Genomic DNA, 17494 nt, shown 5'->3' with positions numbered 1-17494 from the left:
TATGGCAGAGATTTCCCCTATGACAGTGGCTACGAAGTCATTGCGTCACGGGAAACTTTCTCTGATAATGATCCGCCGTTAAAACGGAGTGGAAAAAAAACCGCAATTTCGCCACAGATTGTACGTTCATGTGACGGCCGTCACATAGCTGCGTCCTTGACCTCTGTCATCATCCGGGTCGTTGGGCTGCAGTCACACGAGTGAAGAAGCTGCAGGTTGAACTTTTCTGATCATTGATCTAAATCTAGGAGTAATACATGGCTTTCCAAAATGCCGAAGCAATCCAGAAGCTGTACGTGGCATTCTTCAACCGCCCAGCCGACTACTACGGCCTGCAGTACTGGGATGGCGTCATCGCCAAATCGGGCAACGCCACTGCTGTCCTCTCGCAACTGGCAGCTAGCTTCGCCCAGTCGAAAGAATACACCGACACCTACGCTGGCCAGAACACCCGCCAAGTCATCAACAACATCTACAAGAACCTGTTCGGCCGCTCGGCTGAAGAAGCTGGTCTCGAGTACTGGAACAACGAAATCGCAGCTGGTCGCGTGACCCTGTCGAACGCTGTCCTGATGATCTCGGCCGGCGCACAGAACGCCGACAAGACCGCTTTCGCTTCGAAAGTCACCGCAGCAACCTCGTTCACCGACGCTCTGGACACCACCGACGAGCGCCTGGGCTACAGCGGCGAAAAGGCAAACGCAGTTGCCAAGACCTACATCGCTAGCGTGACCGACGCTGCCACCCTGGCAGCCGCCGTTGCTCCGGCAAACCTGGACGCAACCGTCAACCAGTCGATCGGCGCCGGCACTACCAACCAGACCTACACCCTGACCAAGGGCCTGGACGTCATCCCTGGCACCGCCGGCAATGACCGCATCATCGCTTCGATCGACGACAACAACGCAGAAGTCAACACCCTGAGCTCGGTTGACACCATCGACGGCGCCGCAGGCGTCGACACCCTGGTGATCGCGGCAGCTTCGGGCACCCCGCTGACGACCGCAGCACTGGCAAACATCAAGAACGTTGAAGTTATCGAAGTCCAAGCTGCTGACGCAGTCAACCTGAACACCACCGGCCTGACCGGCGTTTCGGCTGTCAACGTCGTTCGTGCTGGCGGCGCAATCAGCCTGACCACCGCTGCGACCACCGACATCGGCCTGAACCTGAAGGCAAGCTCGGCTACTACCACCCTGCTGGGCGGTAAGAACGTCAATGTTGCCCTGAGCGACGTGACCGCAACCACCGGCGCAATCCAGGTTGGCTCGGCCGGCCAGGCTGCTGCTGGCACCGTCGCTGTCGCCACCACCGGCGCAGCTACCGTTGCTGCTACCGACGTAACCCTGGCTGGCGTGACCGTCACCGGCGGCACCAGCATCAACGTGACCGAAAAAGCGACCAGCAGCGCTGCTGCTGCCGTGGCTGACACCACCGGCGCCACCGTCACCCAAGGCGCAGTGAGCGTTACCGGCACCGCCGCTACCACCACCGTCAGCGTCAAGCAAGACGTCGCACAAGCTGAATTTGCAGCTGTGACCGCTGTTGCTGCCAAGTCGACTACCGAAGAGATCGTGTTCGGCGCGGCTAAAGCCGGCGACATCGTCAAGGTTGACTTCGGCGACGGCGAACTGTGGTTCACCGCCAAGAAAGACCTGACCGCTGCTCAAGTGGCTTCGGCATTCGCCAACCTGACCCGCGGCGCAACCCAGGGTTCGGCATCGGCTGAGCTGGGTATCTACACCGACGCAACCGGTGGCGTGACCAACCGTTGGACCTCGGGCGCAGTCGAAACTGTCAGCGCAACCTCCTCGAAGGTCGTGTTCACCAGCACCACCGCTTCGGCTGACCTGGACGTTACCGTTGCTACCGTCGGTGGCGGCGCAGCTACCGTGACCGCAGTGGCACAAGGCCGCGTTGCTGGTGTGACCGGCGTTGACGCAGCAGCTGGCCAACTCGGCATCATCGCTGGCGCAGTTACCATCAACGACGCAGCTGGTTCGATCAAAACCGCTACCATCGATTCGTATGGCGGTACCTCGTCGATCACCGGCGGCGCAGTTCTGGAAACCCTGAACCTGTCGAACAGCGGCGCACTCTACGACGTGGACGGCAATGTCACCTCCGTGGCAAGCCTGACCGTCGCTGACACCGCATCGACCCTGGCCCTGAACCTGAACAAGGTTGGTTTCGGCACCAGCGCTCGTGCAGCAGTCACCCTGACCGCAGCGCCGACCACCCTGAACGTGAAGAGCACCGGTTCGAACTTCGTGTCCCTGACCGCTGCTGCTACTGAGACCCTGAACGTCACCGGCACCGGCACCCTGAACAACAATGCCGACCTGGCTGGCCTGAAGACCGTCAAAGTCAGCGAAACCGCTGGCCTGACCCTGGCTGCCGCTACCGCCGACACCCTGGAATCGGTTGACACCACCGCCACCACTGGCACCGTGACCGTCAGCATCCAGGGCAACAAGGCAACCTACGCCGGCGGCGCCGGTTCGGACCGCGTCACCATCACCAACGGCGACACCGCGATCAGCAAGTCGATCAACCTGGGCGCCGGCAACGACACCCTGAGCCTGTCGACCGTGCTGGCAATCGACCCGGCATCGACCGTGGAACTGAACGGCGGCGAAGGCACCGACACCCTGGCGCTGTCGGCTGCTACCGCAGTCGCACGTTCGGCTGGCGTGACCTTCCAGGACCGTTTCACCGGCTTCGAGAAGATCTCGGTTGGCGCAACCAGCACCAACAGCACCGTGAACATGGACAACCTGGATGACATCAATTACGTCATCTCGAACGGTTCGGCCGCTGGCGTCGGCGCAGCTCCGACTGCACTGACTCCGGTCACCACCCAGGGCAACGCTGTGGGTCCTGTCACCGAGTCGTCGGTCATCACCTTCAACGCGCTGACCGCAGGCCAGAGCTACACCGTTGCCGGTCGTACCGTCACCGCCGTGACCGCCCTGACCGCAGCTCAAGTGGCAACCGCCTTCAGCAGCACCGGCGCAACCATCGCTGGCACCGTGACCGTCTCGGGCACCATGACCGGCTGGACCCCGAGCGCTGCTTCGACCAATGACGTGACCTTCACCAGCACCACCGCTGGCACCAACGTCACCGACATCGCTGTGTCGGCTGCTGGCGCCGCTGTGCCGGGCACCAACGTGCTGACCCTCGACAAGATGCTGAACAACGCAACCGTCGAGTTCGCAGCTCAGGGCGACGTCGAAGTCAAGCTGGCCGATGCTTCGGGCACCGCTGACACTGTCAACTTCGTCACCGCTGCTGGTACCGGCGTGAACATCGGTACCGCAACCGCTGACAAGGTCGAAACGATCAAGATCAACGTGACCGACACCGACACTTCGTCGACTGGCGGCGTGCCGAACGTCTCGACCAACACCCTGAACGTGGATGCCGACGCAGCTTCGACCATCACCGTTGGCGGCGCTGGTAACCTGACCCTGACCCTGTCGGCTGACACCAAGGCAGTCACCCTGATCGACGGCAGCGCTGCTACCGGCATCCTGAGCATCACCACCGTGGCCAGCGACACCGCTGCTACCACTGTGAAGGGTGGTTCGGCTGCTGACGTGCTGACCGCAATGGGCGCTAACGACGTCCTGCAGGGCGGTGCTGGCAACGACGTGCTGAAAGTCATGGGCGGCGTTGCAAGCGCTGTCACCCTGACCGGCGGCGAAGGCGTGGACATGTTCGACGTGAGCGGCTTCGTTGCTGCCAACGCCGGTGCAGCAGTGTCGATCACCGACCTGACCAAGGGCGAGAAGATCAAGTTCGTGTCGGACGCCGATGCAGACTTCGTCAGCTCGAAAGTGTCGCTGATCGCTGAAGCAACCTTCGACAACTACGTTACCGAAGCTGCCAAGGCTGCTGACGCTGCAACTGCTGACCACGGCATCGCCTGGTTCCAGTTCAACGGCAATACCTTCATCGTTCAGGACGTGAACGGCGACGGCGCCTTCAACAACGGCACCGACATCATCGTCAAGCTGACCGGTATCGTCGACCTGAGCGCTGCTTCGTTCAACGAAGTCGGCCAGGGCACCCTGCAGTACCTGTAATCCACAGATCGGGAGCGCAAGCTCCCTTTCGATGGATGCTAAAAACCCCGATGCTTCGGCATCGGGGTTTTTTTATTGCCGGTGACGACTGTCACTGTTGCAATGAAGAAAAGTCTGTCATGATTGATTGCCAAAACTTCAGACAGCACATGGATACCTACACCGAAGCAGTACAGAAGCTTTACGTTGCTTATTTCAGCCGTCCTGCCGATCCTGCCGGTCTTGCATACTGGAAGCAGGTCGTCAGCAACGCTCAAGGTGACATCTCAGCAGTCGCCGCTGCATTCGCCGCGTCGCAGGAATACCGCGATACCTATGCCGGTAAATCCGGAGTCGCTGTCATCGACACGATTTACCGCAATCTGTTCGGCCGTACGCCGGAGCCCGCCGGGCTGGAATACTGGGGCAATGCGCTCGATACCGGCGCGATCACGGTCGACAACGCAGTACAGCGCATCTCCGTCGCAGCAGCGGGCGACGACATCATCAGTTTCGCGAGCAAGGTGGCGGCGTCGGATGCGTTCACGAACGCCCTGGATACACCGTTTGAAGCAGATGGCTACGCCGGGATGAAGGCAAACACAGTCGCCAAGGAGTGGTTGGCCGGTATTACCACTGGTACGGCTCTTGCGAAAGCCATTGAACCAATTGCCCTGGCACAGGTCATCAGCAAGGCCGCCCAAGCCGGGCCCCTGGTCATACTGCCGAACAGCCTCACCGCCGAGAAAGACACGCTGACCGGTACGGAAGGAAAAGACCGCTTCTTTGGCGCGATCGACACTACCGTAGACTCCCGCTGGCACACCCTCGGCCCCAGCGACGTCATCGACGGCGGGGCAGGGGAGGATACGCTGGTGATCGCCGCTTATACGCGGCTGGACGGCATGATGCTCGTGGGCGGCAAAAACATCGAGACCCTTGAGCTGGTCGGCACCGGCACCGTGTGGATGGACAGCGCCGACCTGGCCGGCGTGCGATTGATCGATGGTTCCGGCTCAGGTGGTGTGCTGGGCATTACTGCTGGTACGGGCGTCACGGTCAAAGGCGGGGCTGCGGATGATTCGCTCAGTGCACGTGGCGCCAACGCGGTTTTACAAGGCGGCGCAGGCCAGGATGTCCTCAAGGTCTATGGGGTCTCTGCCAGTGCCGTTACCCTGACTGGCGGTCAGGGCGAGGACAAGTTCGACGTCAGCGAATTCCGTGCCGCCAATGCCGGCGCGGCGGTCACGATTACCGACCTGGCAAAAGGCGAGCGGATCGCCTTCGCCAGCAGCGCCAGCGCCGATTTTGTCAGCTCGCGCGTCACCTTGATCGACGAAGCGACTTTCGATAACTATGCAAGCGAAGCGGCGCGTGCTGCGGACGCGAAGGCAGCCAGCCATGGCATCGCCTGGTTCCAGTATCGCGGCAATACCTTCATCGTCCAGGACGTTGACGGTAATGGCAATTTCGACGGCGGCGTCGATATCATCGTGAAGCTCACCGGCTTGGTGGACTTAAGCACGGCATCTTTTAACAAAGAGAGTGCAGGCACCTTGATGCTCGTCTAGACGATCGGCGCCGGTCTCCCGGCGCTTTTTTTCCATTTCTTATGCAACATTGTCAAATGAACCTGCTAGGATGTTCATTCTTTTTGCATGCATGGAGATCGTATGTCGGAATGGACTGGAGGCTATGTAGCGGATATTGCCTATACCCACGGCTATTATCCTGAGTTGAATCCGCAACGCCTCAAGCTCGCTTTCTTGAATGCCGGGTATGCATTTCCCGAGACGGGCACTGCATGCGAGCTCGGCTTTGGTCAAGGTATCAGTACCAACGTCCATGCTGCCGCTTCAGTCACACGCTGGTATGGCACCGACTTCAATCCGACCCAGGCCAGCTTCGCGCAAGAACTGGCTTCGGTCTCCGGCGCCGGCGCACAGCTGTTCGATGAAGCCTTCGACGAGTTCTGCAACCGTCCGGACCTCCCGGATTTCGACTTCATCGGCTTGCATGGCATCTGGAGCTGGGTATCGGACGCCAACCGCAAGATCATTACCGAATTCATCCGCCGCAAGCTCAAGGTCGGCGGCGTGGTCTACATCAGCTATAACACCCAGCCCGGCTGGGGGGCGATGGTCCCGATGCGCGACCTGTTGACCGAACACGCTGCAGTGATGAACGCGCCGGGGGGCGGCATTGTTCCGCGCATCGATGCGGCGCTTGCCTTCGCGGACAAGCTCAAGGACAGCGGCGCCCTGTACTTCAGCGCCAACCCGCAAATCGTGGAGCGCCTGGACAAGCTGAAGCAGCACAATCGGAACTACCTGGCGCATGAATATTTCAACCGCGACTGGGCGCCGATGCCGTTCTCGCGCATGAACAGCTGGCTCGAGGACGCAAAGCTCAGCTATGCATGTTCGGCACACCACATCGATCACATCAACGTGATCAACCTGACGCCTGAACAGCAGCAATTGCTGAGTGAAATCCCGGACCGGAATTTCCGTGAAACCGTGCGCGACTTCATCGTCAACCGCCAGTTCCGCAAAGACTACTGGGTGCGCGGCCTGCGTCCGCTGACCATGGTCGAGCGGGTCGAGATTCTGCGCCGGCAGCGTTTCGTGCTGGCCGTGCCGGTCGATAAGGTCGCCATGACGGTTGCCGGGCCGCGCGGCGAGGCAACGCTGCAGGAGGATCTGTATCGCCCAATCCTCGAGCGGATGGCTGACCACCGTCCACATTCCCTCGCCGAGCTGCAGGAAGCATTCGCAGGCACCGCGATCGACTTCAACGTATTGCAACAGGCGATGATGATCCTGGTCGGCAAAATGGCGGTCTATCCGGCGCAGGAAGAAAAAATCATCAAAGCGGCCTTGCCGGCAACCACCCGGCTCAACCGGATGCTATGCGAACAGGCGAGGTATTCCGACGAGGTCTCGGTGCTGGCATCCCCCGTGACGGGTGGCGGCATCAACTTGGGGCGCGTCGACAAGCTGTTCATGCTGGCCAGGGCCAATGGTGCCAAAACGCCGGAGGAAACGGGGCGTTATGTGATCAATATCCTGAAGCTTAGCGGCCAACGCATCGTCCAGAAGGACGGCAAGGTTCCGGAAACGCCGGAAGCGGAAATGGACGAAGCGCTGCGAGTCGGCATGAATTTCGAACGTATTCTCGTGCCAATCCTGAAGACACTGCGAATCGAGTGTTAAACCGCTATCAGGCGCTTGTCATCGACAAGCGCCTGTCGCCACGATGCGACAGGAGTAGCCCGCGGTTACAAATTCGTCTTATCGAAATATTCAAAAAATGTGATGCACATCACATTTCCGGCAGGATTTGCGCGATAATGTCTCGCTCGCTTCTCCTGCTCAGTCCGTTTGACAGGATGGAAGCGTCTCTATTACGCGTTCATCGGACTACATGAATACCAAACTCTTCAACAAGAAAAACGAGATCGAGCAGGCCCTGCTCGCTTTCAAGAGCACGTTCTGGACCGTCGGAACTTTCAGCGCGATTACCAACCTGCTAATGCTGGTGCCTTCGCTGTATATGCTGCAGGTGTACGACCGCGTGCTGGCCAGCCGCAACGAACTGACGCTGTTGATGCTCACCGTGCTGATGTTGGGTGCTTACCTCCTGATGGTTGGCCTGGAACTCGTACGCTCCTATGTACTGGTGCGCGTTGGTGCGAAGTTCGACATGAACATGAACAAGCGCATCTATACAGCGGCGTTCGAGCAGAACCTGAAGCAGTCCGGCACCAACGCCGGCCAGGCGCTGGCTGACCTGACGAACTTGCGTCAATTCCTGACCGGTAATGCGCTGTTCGCTTTCTTCGACGCGCCCTGGTTCCCGATCTACCTGATCGTCATCTTCGTCTTCTCACCGGCGCTGGGCTGGTTTGCGCTTGGCGGCACCCTTGTGCTGGTCGTACTGGCCATCGTCAACGAACGCGTGACCAAGAAACCGCTGAGCGAAGCCAACGGTATGGCGATCGCGTCGACCACGATGGCGACCAACAATCTGCGCAATGCCGAAGTCATCGAATCGATGGGCATGCTGCCGAACCTGATCGCTCGTTGGTACAAAACCCATGGCAAGTTCCTGCAACTGCAGGCCGAAGCGAGCGAGAAAGCCGCGCAAATCGCGTCGGCCACCAAGTTCGTGCAGGTTTCGCTGCAGTCGCTGGTGCTTGGTTTCGGCGCGCTGCTGGTCCTGGAAAACAAGATGACCCCGGGCATGATGATCGCTGCCTCGATCCTGGTCGGCCGCGCGCTGGCCCCGGTGCAACAGGTCATCGGTGTCTGGAAGTCGTGGGCAAGCACCCGCAGCGCCTTCGAGCGCCTGAGCAAGCTGCTGGAAGCGAATCCGGAACGTCCCGCTGGCATGGAACTGCCGAAGCCGCAAGGCGCGCTGACAGTGGAAGGCGTGACCGCCGCTCCGCCGGGCGCCAAGACGCCGATTATCAAGGGTCTGAGCTTCGGCATCAATGCGGGCGACGTGCTCGGCGTGATCGGCCCGAGCGGCTCTGGCAAATCGACCCTGGCGCGACTGCTGGTCGGTGTGTGGCCGTCGGCGATGGGCAAGGTGCGCCTGGATGGCGCCGACATCTACCAGTGGAACAAAGGTGAACTCGGGCCGCACGTGGGCTACCTGCCGCAGGACATCGAGTTGTTCAGCGGTACCGTGAGCGAGAACATCGCCCGTTTCGGCGAGATCGACGCGGAAAAAGTGGTGCTGGCAGCGAAACGCGCCGGCGTGCACGACATGATCCTGCACATGCCGGAAGGCTATGACACCAAGCTGGGCGACGGCGGCGCCGGCCTGTCCGGCGGCCAGAAGCAGCGCATCGGCCTGGCACGCGCCATGTATGGCGACCCGTCGCTGATCGTGCTGGACGAACCGAACTCGAACCTGGACGACATCGGCGAACAGGCCTTGGTCCAGGCAGTGGCCGACTTGCGCCAGCGCGGCAAGACCATCGTGCTGATCACCCACCGCACCACGGTTCTCGGCATCACCAGCAAGCTGCTGCTCCTGCGTGACGGTACGGCCCAGATGTTCGGCCCGACCAATGACGTGCTGGCAGCGCTGCAGGAAGCGAACAAAAAGGCGATGCTCGCACAGCAGCAAGCCCAACAGCAGGCAGCGGCTCAGCAGCAGGCAGCACAGCAAGCGGCGCAACAACAGCGCGCCCAGGCAGATCAGGCAACCGCGAATGCGGCGACTGGAGAGAACAACTGATGAAACTACTCAAGAGTGATAGCACCGCTGACGTCGTCTCGCACGACGTCGTTCCGGTGGAAGTGAATACTGACGCACGCCGCTATGCACGCTTCGGCTGGATCGTGGTGTTGCTGGGCTTTTGCGGCTTCCTGGTGTGGGCATCGACCGCGCCGCTCGACAAGGGCGTGCCGCTGTCAGGTACGGTGGCCAAGGAGTCGAACCGCCAGACGGTGCAACATCAAGGTGGCGGCACCGTCCAGGACCTGCTGGTCAAGGACGGCGATGTGGTCAAGCGCGGCCAGGTGCTGGTGCGCATGAACCCGATCATCGCCAAGTCGGCCTTCGACATGACGGAAGGCCAATACCTCACCTCGCGCGCGGTCGAAGCCCGACTGCTCGCCGAGATGGCGAATCGCAAGAGCATCGATTTCCCGGCCGAGCTGAAGCAGCGCGCCAGCGAGCCGCGCGTGGCGGAAGCGATGCGCCTGCAGGAACAGCTCATGATGTCGCGCCAGATGTCGCTGCAGAATGAATTGGGCAGCGTGGACGCCACCATCGCCGGCCTCAAGCTGCAGATCCAGGGCCTGCAGGAATCGCGTGAAAGCAAGAAGGAGCAGGTTACGATGCTGAAGGAGCAGCTCGGTGGTATGCGCGACCTGGCCAAGGAAGGCTATGTAGCGCGTAATCGCCTGCTTGACCTCGAGCGCACCTACGCCCAGCTGAACGGTTCGATCTCGGAAGATATCGGCAATATCGGCCGCTCGCAGCGCCAGGTGATGGAGCTGAGCCTGCGCCGTGCCCAGCGCCTGTCCGATTACCAGAAGGAAGTGCGCACCCAGCTGACCGATGTGCAGAAAGAAGCGGAAGCATTGGCTGCGCGCCTGGAAGGCCAGAAGTTCGAGCTGCAGAGCGTCGAGGTGAAGTCGCCGGCCGACGGCATCGTGGTCGGCCTGGCCGTGTTCACCGAAGGCGGCGTGGTGCCGCCGGGCTTCAAGATGATGGACATCGTCCCGAGCGACGACCCGCTGGTGGTCGAAGGCCAGCTGCCGACCAACCTGGTCGACAAAGTGCATCCAGGCCTGCCGGTCGAGCTGATGTTCTCGGCGTTCAATACCAATACGACGCCGCACATCGAAGGCGAAGTGACGACCATTTCCGCCGACCGCTCGGTCGATGAGCACACCGGCATGCCGTACTATAAAGTGCGCGTGAGGGTGAGCAAGGAAGGCGCCAAGAAGGTTGCCGCTCACAAGCTGAATATCATCCCGGGCATGCCGGTCGAGCTATTCGTGAAGACCGGCGAACGTACGATGATGAACTACCTGCTCAAGCCGGTGTTCGATCGCGCTAAGGCGTCGGTGGGCGGAGACTGATGATGCGCCGCCCCTTCAAACTCGCAGCGCTGGCGCTCGGCGCCGCGTTGGCCGCCGGCAATGCCGGCGCGGTCAGCCTGCAGCAGGCCTACGAGGCCGCGTTGAAGAACGATCCGGCCTACCGCATGGGCTACTACGCCAACGAGGCCGCCAAGGAAAACCGTATTCTCGGCCGCTCCCAGCTGCTGCCGAGCGTGTCGGCCAGCTTCAATGGCAGCAAGAACGTGCTGGAGCAGGAATCCACCTTTGGCGGCGTGGCTCGGCCGCCGAGTCATTCGAAGTACATCAGCCGCTCGTCCGTGGTGCAGCTGCGCCAGCCGATCCTGAACCTGGATGCGGTGCAGCGCTACCGCCAGGGCAAGGTCCAGACGCAACAGGGCGCCGAGCAGTTCGAAGCCGATTCCAATGACGTGGCGGTGCGTGTCGTCGGCGCCTACCTGGATGCCCTGTTCTCCGAAGAGCAGGTGGCGCTGGCGCGCGTGCAGCGCGATGCCTTCGCCGAGACCCAGAAGGTCAACCAGCGCCTGTTCGAAAAGGGCGAGGGCACCAAGACCGACATGCTCGAGACCCAGGCCCGGCTCGACCTGGCCGAAGCCCAGCTGATCGAGGCGCAGGACAATGCGCGGGCCCAGCGCGAAGTCCTGGAAGGCATCATCGGCGGCCCGGCGGGCACGCTCGACCGCCTGTCCGACGACTTCCGCGTCGGCGAGCTGGTCAAGGGTTCGTTCGAGGAGTGGAGCAAGCGCGCGGTCGACAACAGCAACGAGCTGGAAGTCGCCCGCCTGGCGGTGGAAAACGCGCGCCTCGAGATCGGCCGCCAGAAGGCGGGCCACCTGCCGCGCATCGACTTCGTCGGCACCTACAGCAAGGGTGACAACGAGACCATCAACACCCTCAACCAGGACAACCTGAACCGCAGCCTCGGCGTGCAGGTCAACATTCCGCTGTACGCCGGTGGCGCCGTGAATGCCCAGACGCGCCAGGCCGCCGCCAATTACGAGCGCGCACGGGCCGACCTGGAAGTGCGCACCGACCGCCTGCTGGTGGAAGTACGCAAGGCCCACAGCCTGGCGCAGAGCAGCGTGCGCAAGGTCGACGCCTTGATGAAGGCGGTCGAGTCGGCCAAGCTCCTGATGACGGCGACCGAACAGAGCATCAAGGGCGGGGTCCGCATCAACCTCGACCTGCTCAACGCCCAGCAACAGCTGTTCACCAGCCAGCGCGACCTGGCCCAGGCACGTTTCTCCTACCTGGTTGCGGTGATGCGCCTGCGCAGCTTCACCAGCAATATCGGCGCCCAGGAAATCCGCGAGATCGCGGCGTACTTCCGCTAAACCTCCGCCATGGTAGGGTGGGCGGATCCTCCGCCCACGCGGTGATTGTTGGCAGCAGATCATCGGGCATGAAATCGGCGCCCGCAGCCATTACCGCGTGGGCGGAATCCGCCCACCCTACTGATCCTCCAGCTCCAGCTCAGCGCGCTGCGGCTGAGGTCTCTGATCTTGTCCGTTTGATACCACATTTTGCCCCTGCGGAAGCCCTGCAAGTCAGTTTCGCTGGTCTAACTTTTTTACAAACGAACAAGTTTTATCGGCTCCCGAGGACAGTTTTTAAGACCTCGGAAAACCGCTTTTCGACACGCTGGAAGGCGCATGGACAGCGGTTTTCAGCCGTTTACGCTCATCCATAATATAGATCGGGAATGTTGCTGAGTGCCCCTTCCGCCTTGCAATATTTTTCTCTATGTAATTGATTTTCTTGAAGAAATTGACCGCGCACGGTTGAGCATTTCAGCTTGTTGTTTGATTTGTTACGGTATATTTTCATCACTTATTTGATGAGGAGGCCATGATGGCAATTGATTACGTCGCCGAAGTCCAGAAACTGTATGTCGCATATTTCAGCCGTCCTGCGGACCCGGCGGGCCTGGCGTACTGGACGAATATCCTGGAGAAGGATCCGAATGGTTATCAGCAGATGGCTGCGACTTTCTCGGCAACCAATGAATACCGGCTCGTCTTCGCCGGCATGGACAACCGCGCGATCATCGCCGAGGTGTACGACAACCTGTTCGGTCGTCCGGCGGAACAGGCGGGTGTGGATTACTGGGTAGGCCAGATGGCCACCGGACGCATCACCATCGACAACGTCGTGACCCAGGTCGCCGCCGGTTCCCAGAACAATGACCGCCTGGTCCTAAACGGCAAGGTCGCGGTCGCGGAATCCTTCACCTCGCATGTTGATACCCAGGCCGAACGAACCGCATACAGCGGTGCGGCTGCCAACAAGATCGCCATCGACTACCTCGCCGGCATCAAGAGCCTGGACACGATCGCCATGCACATGGACCCGGGCAACATCGATGCCACCATCGCACGCATCGTCGGTACCCCGAGCGGCCTGGGCTTCGACGAGATGGCAGTGGCCTGAAATATTATTTCAAAAACAGACGTTTTCTGAAATTTTTGAGAAGTAGGGCGGGTACAACCGCCGAGCAGTCCCGAGACTCGGAACGACGCGGTATGGCGCAGGTAGCGCACAATCGCAGCATGGTCGTCCCGGGTTGTCAAACAAGGCGCCGGGTGGCGGCGCGCGCAAGGCTTTATTGCGCGGCCGACACCTGTCCTGCCTGTTCCAGCTTCTTGCCGGCGCAGTGCGGGCAAGATACTCCCACCACATAATCGGGCGACAGTTGCTGGCGCGGCGTGACCACGGCGCGGCAGGCGAAGCATTGCACGGTTTCGGTCGGCTCGAGCTTGGGGTTGAGCGCGGTGCGGTAGTCGAACACGAAGCAGTCGCCCTGGTAGTGGTCGCCGCCGACTTCCTCGAAGTATTTCAGGATGCCGCCTTCGAGCTGGTAGACGCGCTCGTAGCCGATGTCCTTCATGTGGATCGCCGCCTTTTCGCAGCGGATGCCGCCGGTGCAGAAGGTGACCACCGTCTTGCCGGCCAGCTCATCCTTGTGCCGGGCCGCCACTTCCGGGAATTCCGTGAACTTCTCGATGCGGTAGTCGAGCGTGTTCTCGAAAGTGCCGACGTCGACTTCGAAGGCATTGCGGGTTTCCATCATCACCACCGGCACGCCATCGTCGTCGTGGCCCTGGTCGAGCCAGCGCTTGAGCGTCTTTGGATCGACCGACGGCGCACGTCCGAGTTCCGGCTTGATGAGCGGCATGCGCATCGTGATGATCTCCTTCTTGATCTTCACCAGCATGCGCTTGTGCGACTGCTCGTTCGACAGGCTTTCCTTCCACTCGAGGTCGGCCAGGCGCGGGTCGTTGCGGACCCAGTCCAGGTACCCGTCGATCTGTTCGCGCGGGCCGGACACGAACATATTGATGCCTTCCGGCGTCAACAGGACGGTCCCCTTCAGGCCCAGCTCGTTGCACTTTGCCTGGTAGGCAGGGCGCAGGTCTTCGAGATTGTCGAGGGTGATGAATTTGTAGGCGGCGATATTGACGTGCATGGCGGAATGAAGAACCGGCAGGAAAGACAGCCGGCTATTATAAGCCAGCTGATCGTGCCGTGCGGGTTACCGGTCACCGCGTGGGCGGGAAAACCCGCCCACCCTACGGCTGCCGACAATGGTAGGGTGGCCAGGAAACCTGCCCACGCGGTCAAATCACGCATACATAAGCCCGCAAGATTCCAAAAGGAATAGATCATTTCACATTAGAATAGTCGGACTAGAACAACATGCCACCGGCCCATCTTCATGCATTCGCCGAACATTCAGTACAACCCCCGCCTCGACCAGCTGCGCTGGCTTGCCGCCACTCTCGTTTTCCTGTTCCATTTTCACCTTGAATACCGCGGCGCGGGCGGCGCCGGCCTGACCGGAGGCTGGACGGCGCTGATCACGGAAGGGCATACCGGCGTCGGCTTGTTCTTCACGCTGTCCGGTTTCCTGTTCATGCAGATCGCCCTGCACCAGCATGGGGCCGGGCGCGAGATCGTCTACCGTGACTTCCTGCGCAACCGCGTGCTGCGCATCCTGCCGCTTTACCTCGTCATCTATCTGCTGGCGACCTCGATCGGTCGCGACAAGTTCCAGCCGCAAGACCTGCTGTATCTCTTCGTCTCGAACCTCGGGCTGGCCCCGACCTCGGGAACGGTGATCACGGGCGCAGCCTGGACCATTTCGCTGGAATTCCTGTTTTATATGGTCTTCCCTTTCCTGGCCCGTTTTACGCTCGAGCGCGGCATCGCCTACCTGGGCGGCTGGCTGGTCCTGATGGCCTTCTTCAAGGTAGCGGCCTTCACCGTCAACGACAACAGCACGCTGATGTACTTCAGCACCTGGGTCGGCCGCTTCGACCAGTTCCTGATCGGCATGGCCGCGGCCATGCTCTACGGGCGCTGGCAGGCGTCGCTGGCGCGCTTCGCGCCCGTTTTGCTTGTGGCCAGCATCGCGCTGGTGATGTGGGACACGGCCCTAATGCACCGTATCGCGCCTTTCGGCGCCACGCCGAAATCCGGCTTCTGGGTCTACTGGTCGATGATCGAGAGCCTGGGGTGGGCCGCGCTGATCCTGGCCTGGGTGTCGTTCGCTCCACGCCTGCCGGGACCGATCGAACGCGCGCTCAGCCAGGGCGGCAAGGTGAGTTTTTCCTTCTATCTGCTGCACATGGCCTTGCTGCACATCATGGCCGTGCGCTTCCGCCTGATCGCGCCGACGGGCACGCCCCTGGTGGACGCCGCCATCATGTTTGCAGTGTGCTACGCCGGCACTTGGGCGCTGGCGACGCTTTGCTACCACATCGTTGAAGAACCTTTCCTGCGCATGCGACGTAGTTATGGGGCCGGACGCACCATGCCGGTAGCCTCGGTTTCGTAGGGTGGGCGGATTCTCCGCCCACGCGGTGATACGCGGCAGCAAGATCGTCGAGCACGTGATCGGAACCGATAACAATCGCCGCGTGGGCGGGAGACCCGCCCACCCTACCGCGATACGCGGCCGCACACATTTTCGGCTATCATGTCCGGCATTCTTGAACAGATAAACGACGAACGATGGAGTACCTGACCCAGGCCGGCCACAACATGCTCGATTACGGATGGCGTATCCTGTACGTCTCCATGATCCTGTGCGTGCTCGAGCTGATCATCGGCTGGAACAAGTACTCGCTCAAGTCGCGGCTGCGGGGCGCCATGCTGTGGACCGTCTACATCGTCATCACGGTCGCTTTCCTCACCGCGTTCACCAGCTTCTGGGGCAAGCTCGGCATCCAGCCCCTGGTCAGCATCACCCTGAGCGAATACTTCGCTTCCGAAAACAAGGTCCTCACCGTACTGGGCTGGATCGTGGCGCCGCTGCTGTCCCTCCTCGTCAGCGATTTCTTCTATTACTGGTTCCACCGCGCCCAGCATACCTGGAAGTTCCTGTGGGTCTTCCACGCCGAACACCACGCGATCCGCGAAATGAGCGCGTGGAACAGCAATCACCACTGGACCGAAGAGATCTTCCGCATCCCCTTCATGATCATCCCGATGAGCCTGCTGGTCAGGGTCGATCCGGGCTTCGTGCCGGTGCTGGCCTGGCTGCTGCTGGGCGCCCAGGGGCAGTACATCCACTCGCACACCAAGCTGTCGCTGGGGCCGCTGCGCTATATCGTGGCCGACAACCGCTTCCACCGCATCCACCACTCGGTCGAGAAGCATCATTGGAACCGCAACTTCGGCTCCTTCTCGTCGTTCTGGGACCTGGTGTTCCGCACCGCCCACTTCCCGAAGCGCAACGAGTGGCCGGACACCGGGCTGGACGAGTACGACGAAGCACAGAACGTGCGCGAATACCTGTTCCGCCCGTTTCAAAAATTGCGCAGCAAACCCTGATCATCGCGTGTCGGAATTCTTTACATGGCGGAACCGAAGAGTTCAATCAAGAAATACTAAATGTTTGATTTGCAATAGTATTGCTTTACTGGCATGAAAATTGCATTTGCGAAAGCATCTACTTTAACAGAGGTGTTTTTGTGAAAAAGCTGACCACTGCCTTCGTTGCACTCTTCATGACCGCTGCCGCCGGTAGCGCCGCTGCCGTGACGATCACGCCGGCACCAATGACCTTCACCACCAATAGCGACACCGCAGCCCAGTGGAAGCTCGCCACTGGAGCCCGCAACGACGTTCTGGTCGACTTCCGCATCAGCTACACCGGCGTATTGGGCGACAACGACTTCGCCTCCTTCTGGTTCGGCAAGACCGATGGCCCGAACATCGGCCTGAAGGCCAACTGCGGCAATGCTTCCTGCAGCAATGACCTGTTTGCGCGCATGTACGGTACCGGCCTCGAGACCTCCGCCTATCTCGCCAACACCGACATGGTGGCGCAGACCGGCTCGTATCACGTGTTCGGCCGCCTGTACAAGTCGGAAGCCAAGGGCGACTACGACCGCTTCGCCATCTGGCTCAATCCGACCGCGGATGAAATGACGAAATTCATTACGCCGGATGCGATCGCCAAGGGCGATACCGGGCTGACGTCGTTCACCAACTTCGGCATCCGCACCGTCAACCTGAATGACGTGAGCGTCCGCTTCGAGAACGTGAGCATCAATGCCGTTCCAGAGCCGGGCACGCTGTCGCTGTTGGGCCTGGCTCTTGCAGGGATAGGCGCACTGGGCCGCCGGCGCAAGGCCTGAGCTGCGCACCAGGCCAGGTAGGCGTCGGTCTCGTCCCACGGGCCGGACACGAAGCTATTGATGCCTCCCACCCGGCGAGTGTCGACATTCCTTACATCGCCATGCATTCGGCATACGCGAATTTACCTGCCTTCACTCTGTAACTCATGGTATGGCACGGCGTTTGCATACCCGT

The 17494-nt window shown here is 60.8% G+C and carries 11 protein-coding genes; 10 read left to right on the top strand and 1 reads right to left on the bottom strand.

Annotated elements, in window-relative coordinates; all coding sequences use genetic code 11:
• The first annotated feature begins 257 nt into the window (after positions 1-257).
• The 7 genes from LK539_RS04230 (at position 258) to LK539_RS04200 (ending at position 13105) form a co-directional block, all read left to right on the top strand.
• Positions 258-4091, top strand: a complete 3834-nt coding sequence (locus LK539_RS04230) for a DUF4214 domain-containing protein (protein ID WP_227799652.1) — start codon at positions 258-260, stop codon at positions 4089-4091.
• A 149-nt stretch (positions 4092-4240) separates the two neighbouring features.
• Positions 4241-5641, top strand: a complete 1401-nt coding sequence (locus tag LK539_RS04225; protein WP_227799651.1) for a DUF4214 domain-containing protein — start codon at positions 4241-4243, stop codon at positions 5639-5641.
• A gap of 102 nt (positions 5642-5743) precedes the next feature.
• Positions 5744-7285, top strand: a complete 1542-nt coding sequence (locus LK539_RS04220; RefSeq protein ID WP_227799650.1) for a class I SAM-dependent methyltransferase — start codon at positions 5744-5746, stop codon at positions 7283-7285.
• 211 nt (positions 7286-7496) lie between these two features.
• A complete protein-coding gene (locus tag LK539_RS04215; RefSeq protein ID WP_227799649.1) occupies positions 7497-9320 on the top strand; it encodes a type I secretion system permease/ATPase in 1824 nt (607 codons plus the stop codon).
• Entirely contained in the window at positions 9320-10675 is a 1356-nt protein-coding gene (locus LK539_RS04210) for an HlyD family type I secretion periplasmic adaptor subunit (protein WP_227799648.1), read from the top strand. The genes LK539_RS04215 and LK539_RS04210 overlap by 1 nt, the downstream gene beginning before the upstream one ends.
• Complete coding sequence (locus LK539_RS04205) at positions 10675-12009, top strand: TolC family outer membrane protein (protein ID WP_227799647.1); 1335 nt, start codon at positions 10675-10677, stop codon at positions 12007-12009. The genes LK539_RS04210 and LK539_RS04205 overlap by 1 nt, the downstream gene beginning before the upstream one ends.
• A gap of 514 nt (positions 12010-12523) precedes the next feature.
• Positions 12524-13105: a DUF4214 domain-containing protein gene (locus tag LK539_RS04200; RefSeq protein WP_227799646.1), complete on the top strand. Its 582-nt coding sequence runs from the start codon at positions 12524-12526 to the stop codon at positions 13103-13105.
• A gap of 172 nt (positions 13106-13277) precedes the next feature.
• On the opposite strand, the gene LK539_RS04195 is transcribed toward LK539_RS04200, so the two are convergent.
• On the bottom strand, positions 13278-14141 hold the full coding sequence (locus LK539_RS04195; RefSeq protein ID WP_227799645.1) for a sulfurtransferase: 864 nt from the start codon (positions 14139-14141) through the stop codon (positions 13278-13280).
• A 249-nt stretch (positions 14142-14390) separates the two neighbouring features.
• On the opposite strand from LK539_RS04195, the gene LK539_RS04190 reads away from it, so the two are divergent.
• The 3 genes from LK539_RS04190 to LK539_RS04180 all read left to right on the top strand — a co-directional run bounded on the left by LK539_RS04190 (position 14391) and on the right by LK539_RS04180 (position 17319).
• Entirely contained in the window at positions 14391-15512 is a 1122-nt protein-coding gene (locus LK539_RS04190; RefSeq protein WP_227799644.1) for an acyltransferase, read from the top strand.
• A 176-nt stretch (positions 15513-15688) separates the two neighbouring features.
• Positions 15689-16510 carry a sterol desaturase family protein gene (locus tag LK539_RS04185; protein WP_227799643.1) on the top strand — a complete coding sequence of 274 codons (822 nt, stop codon included), beginning with the start codon at positions 15689-15691 and terminating at the stop codon, positions 16508-16510.
• A 140-nt stretch (positions 16511-16650) separates the two neighbouring features.
• A complete protein-coding gene (locus LK539_RS04180; RefSeq protein ID WP_227799642.1) occupies positions 16651-17319 on the top strand; it encodes a PEP-CTERM sorting domain-containing protein in 669 nt (222 codons plus the stop codon).
• The last annotated feature ends 175 nt before the right edge of the window (positions 17320-17494 follow it).

The sequence above is a fragment of the Massilia sp. IC2-476 genome, from assembly GCF_020707295.1.
In the GTDB taxonomy this organism is placed as follows: domain Bacteria; phylum Pseudomonadota; class Gammaproteobacteria; order Burkholderiales; family Burkholderiaceae_D; genus Telluria.
This window is presented reverse-complemented; position numbering and strand designations above follow the sequence as displayed.

Coding starts and splice junctions, on each gene's coding strand:
- LK539_RS04230 (WP_227799652.1), top strand. CDS start 258: ATGGCTTTCCAAAATGCCGAAGCAATCCAGAAGCTGTACGTGGCATTC.
- LK539_RS04210 (WP_227799648.1), top strand. CDS start 9,320: ATGAAACTACTCAAGAGTGATAGCACCGCTGACGTCGTCTCGCACGAC.
- LK539_RS04185 (WP_227799643.1), top strand. CDS start 15,689: ATGGAGTACCTGACCCAGGCCGGCCACAACATGCTCGATTACGGATGG.
- LK539_RS04190 (WP_227799644.1), top strand. CDS start 14,391: ATGCATTCGCCGAACATTCAGTACAACCCCCGCCTCGACCAGCTGCGC.
- LK539_RS04220 (WP_227799650.1), top strand. CDS start 5,744: ATGTCGGAATGGACTGGAGGCTATGTAGCGGATATTGCCTATACCCAC.
- LK539_RS04195 (WP_227799645.1), bottom strand. CDS start 14,141: ATGCACGTCAATATCGCCGCCTACAAATTCATCACCCTCGACAATCTC.
- LK539_RS04225 (WP_227799651.1), top strand. CDS start 4,241: ATGGATACCTACACCGAAGCAGTACAGAAGCTTTACGTTGCTTATTTC.
- LK539_RS04200 (WP_227799646.1), top strand. CDS start 12,524: ATGATGGCAATTGATTACGTCGCCGAAGTCCAGAAACTGTATGTCGCA.
- LK539_RS04215 (WP_227799649.1), top strand. CDS start 7,497: ATGAATACCAAACTCTTCAACAAGAAAAACGAGATCGAGCAGGCCCTG.
- LK539_RS04205 (WP_227799647.1), top strand. CDS start 10,675: ATGATGCGCCGCCCCTTCAAACTCGCAGCGCTGGCGCTCGGCGCCGCG.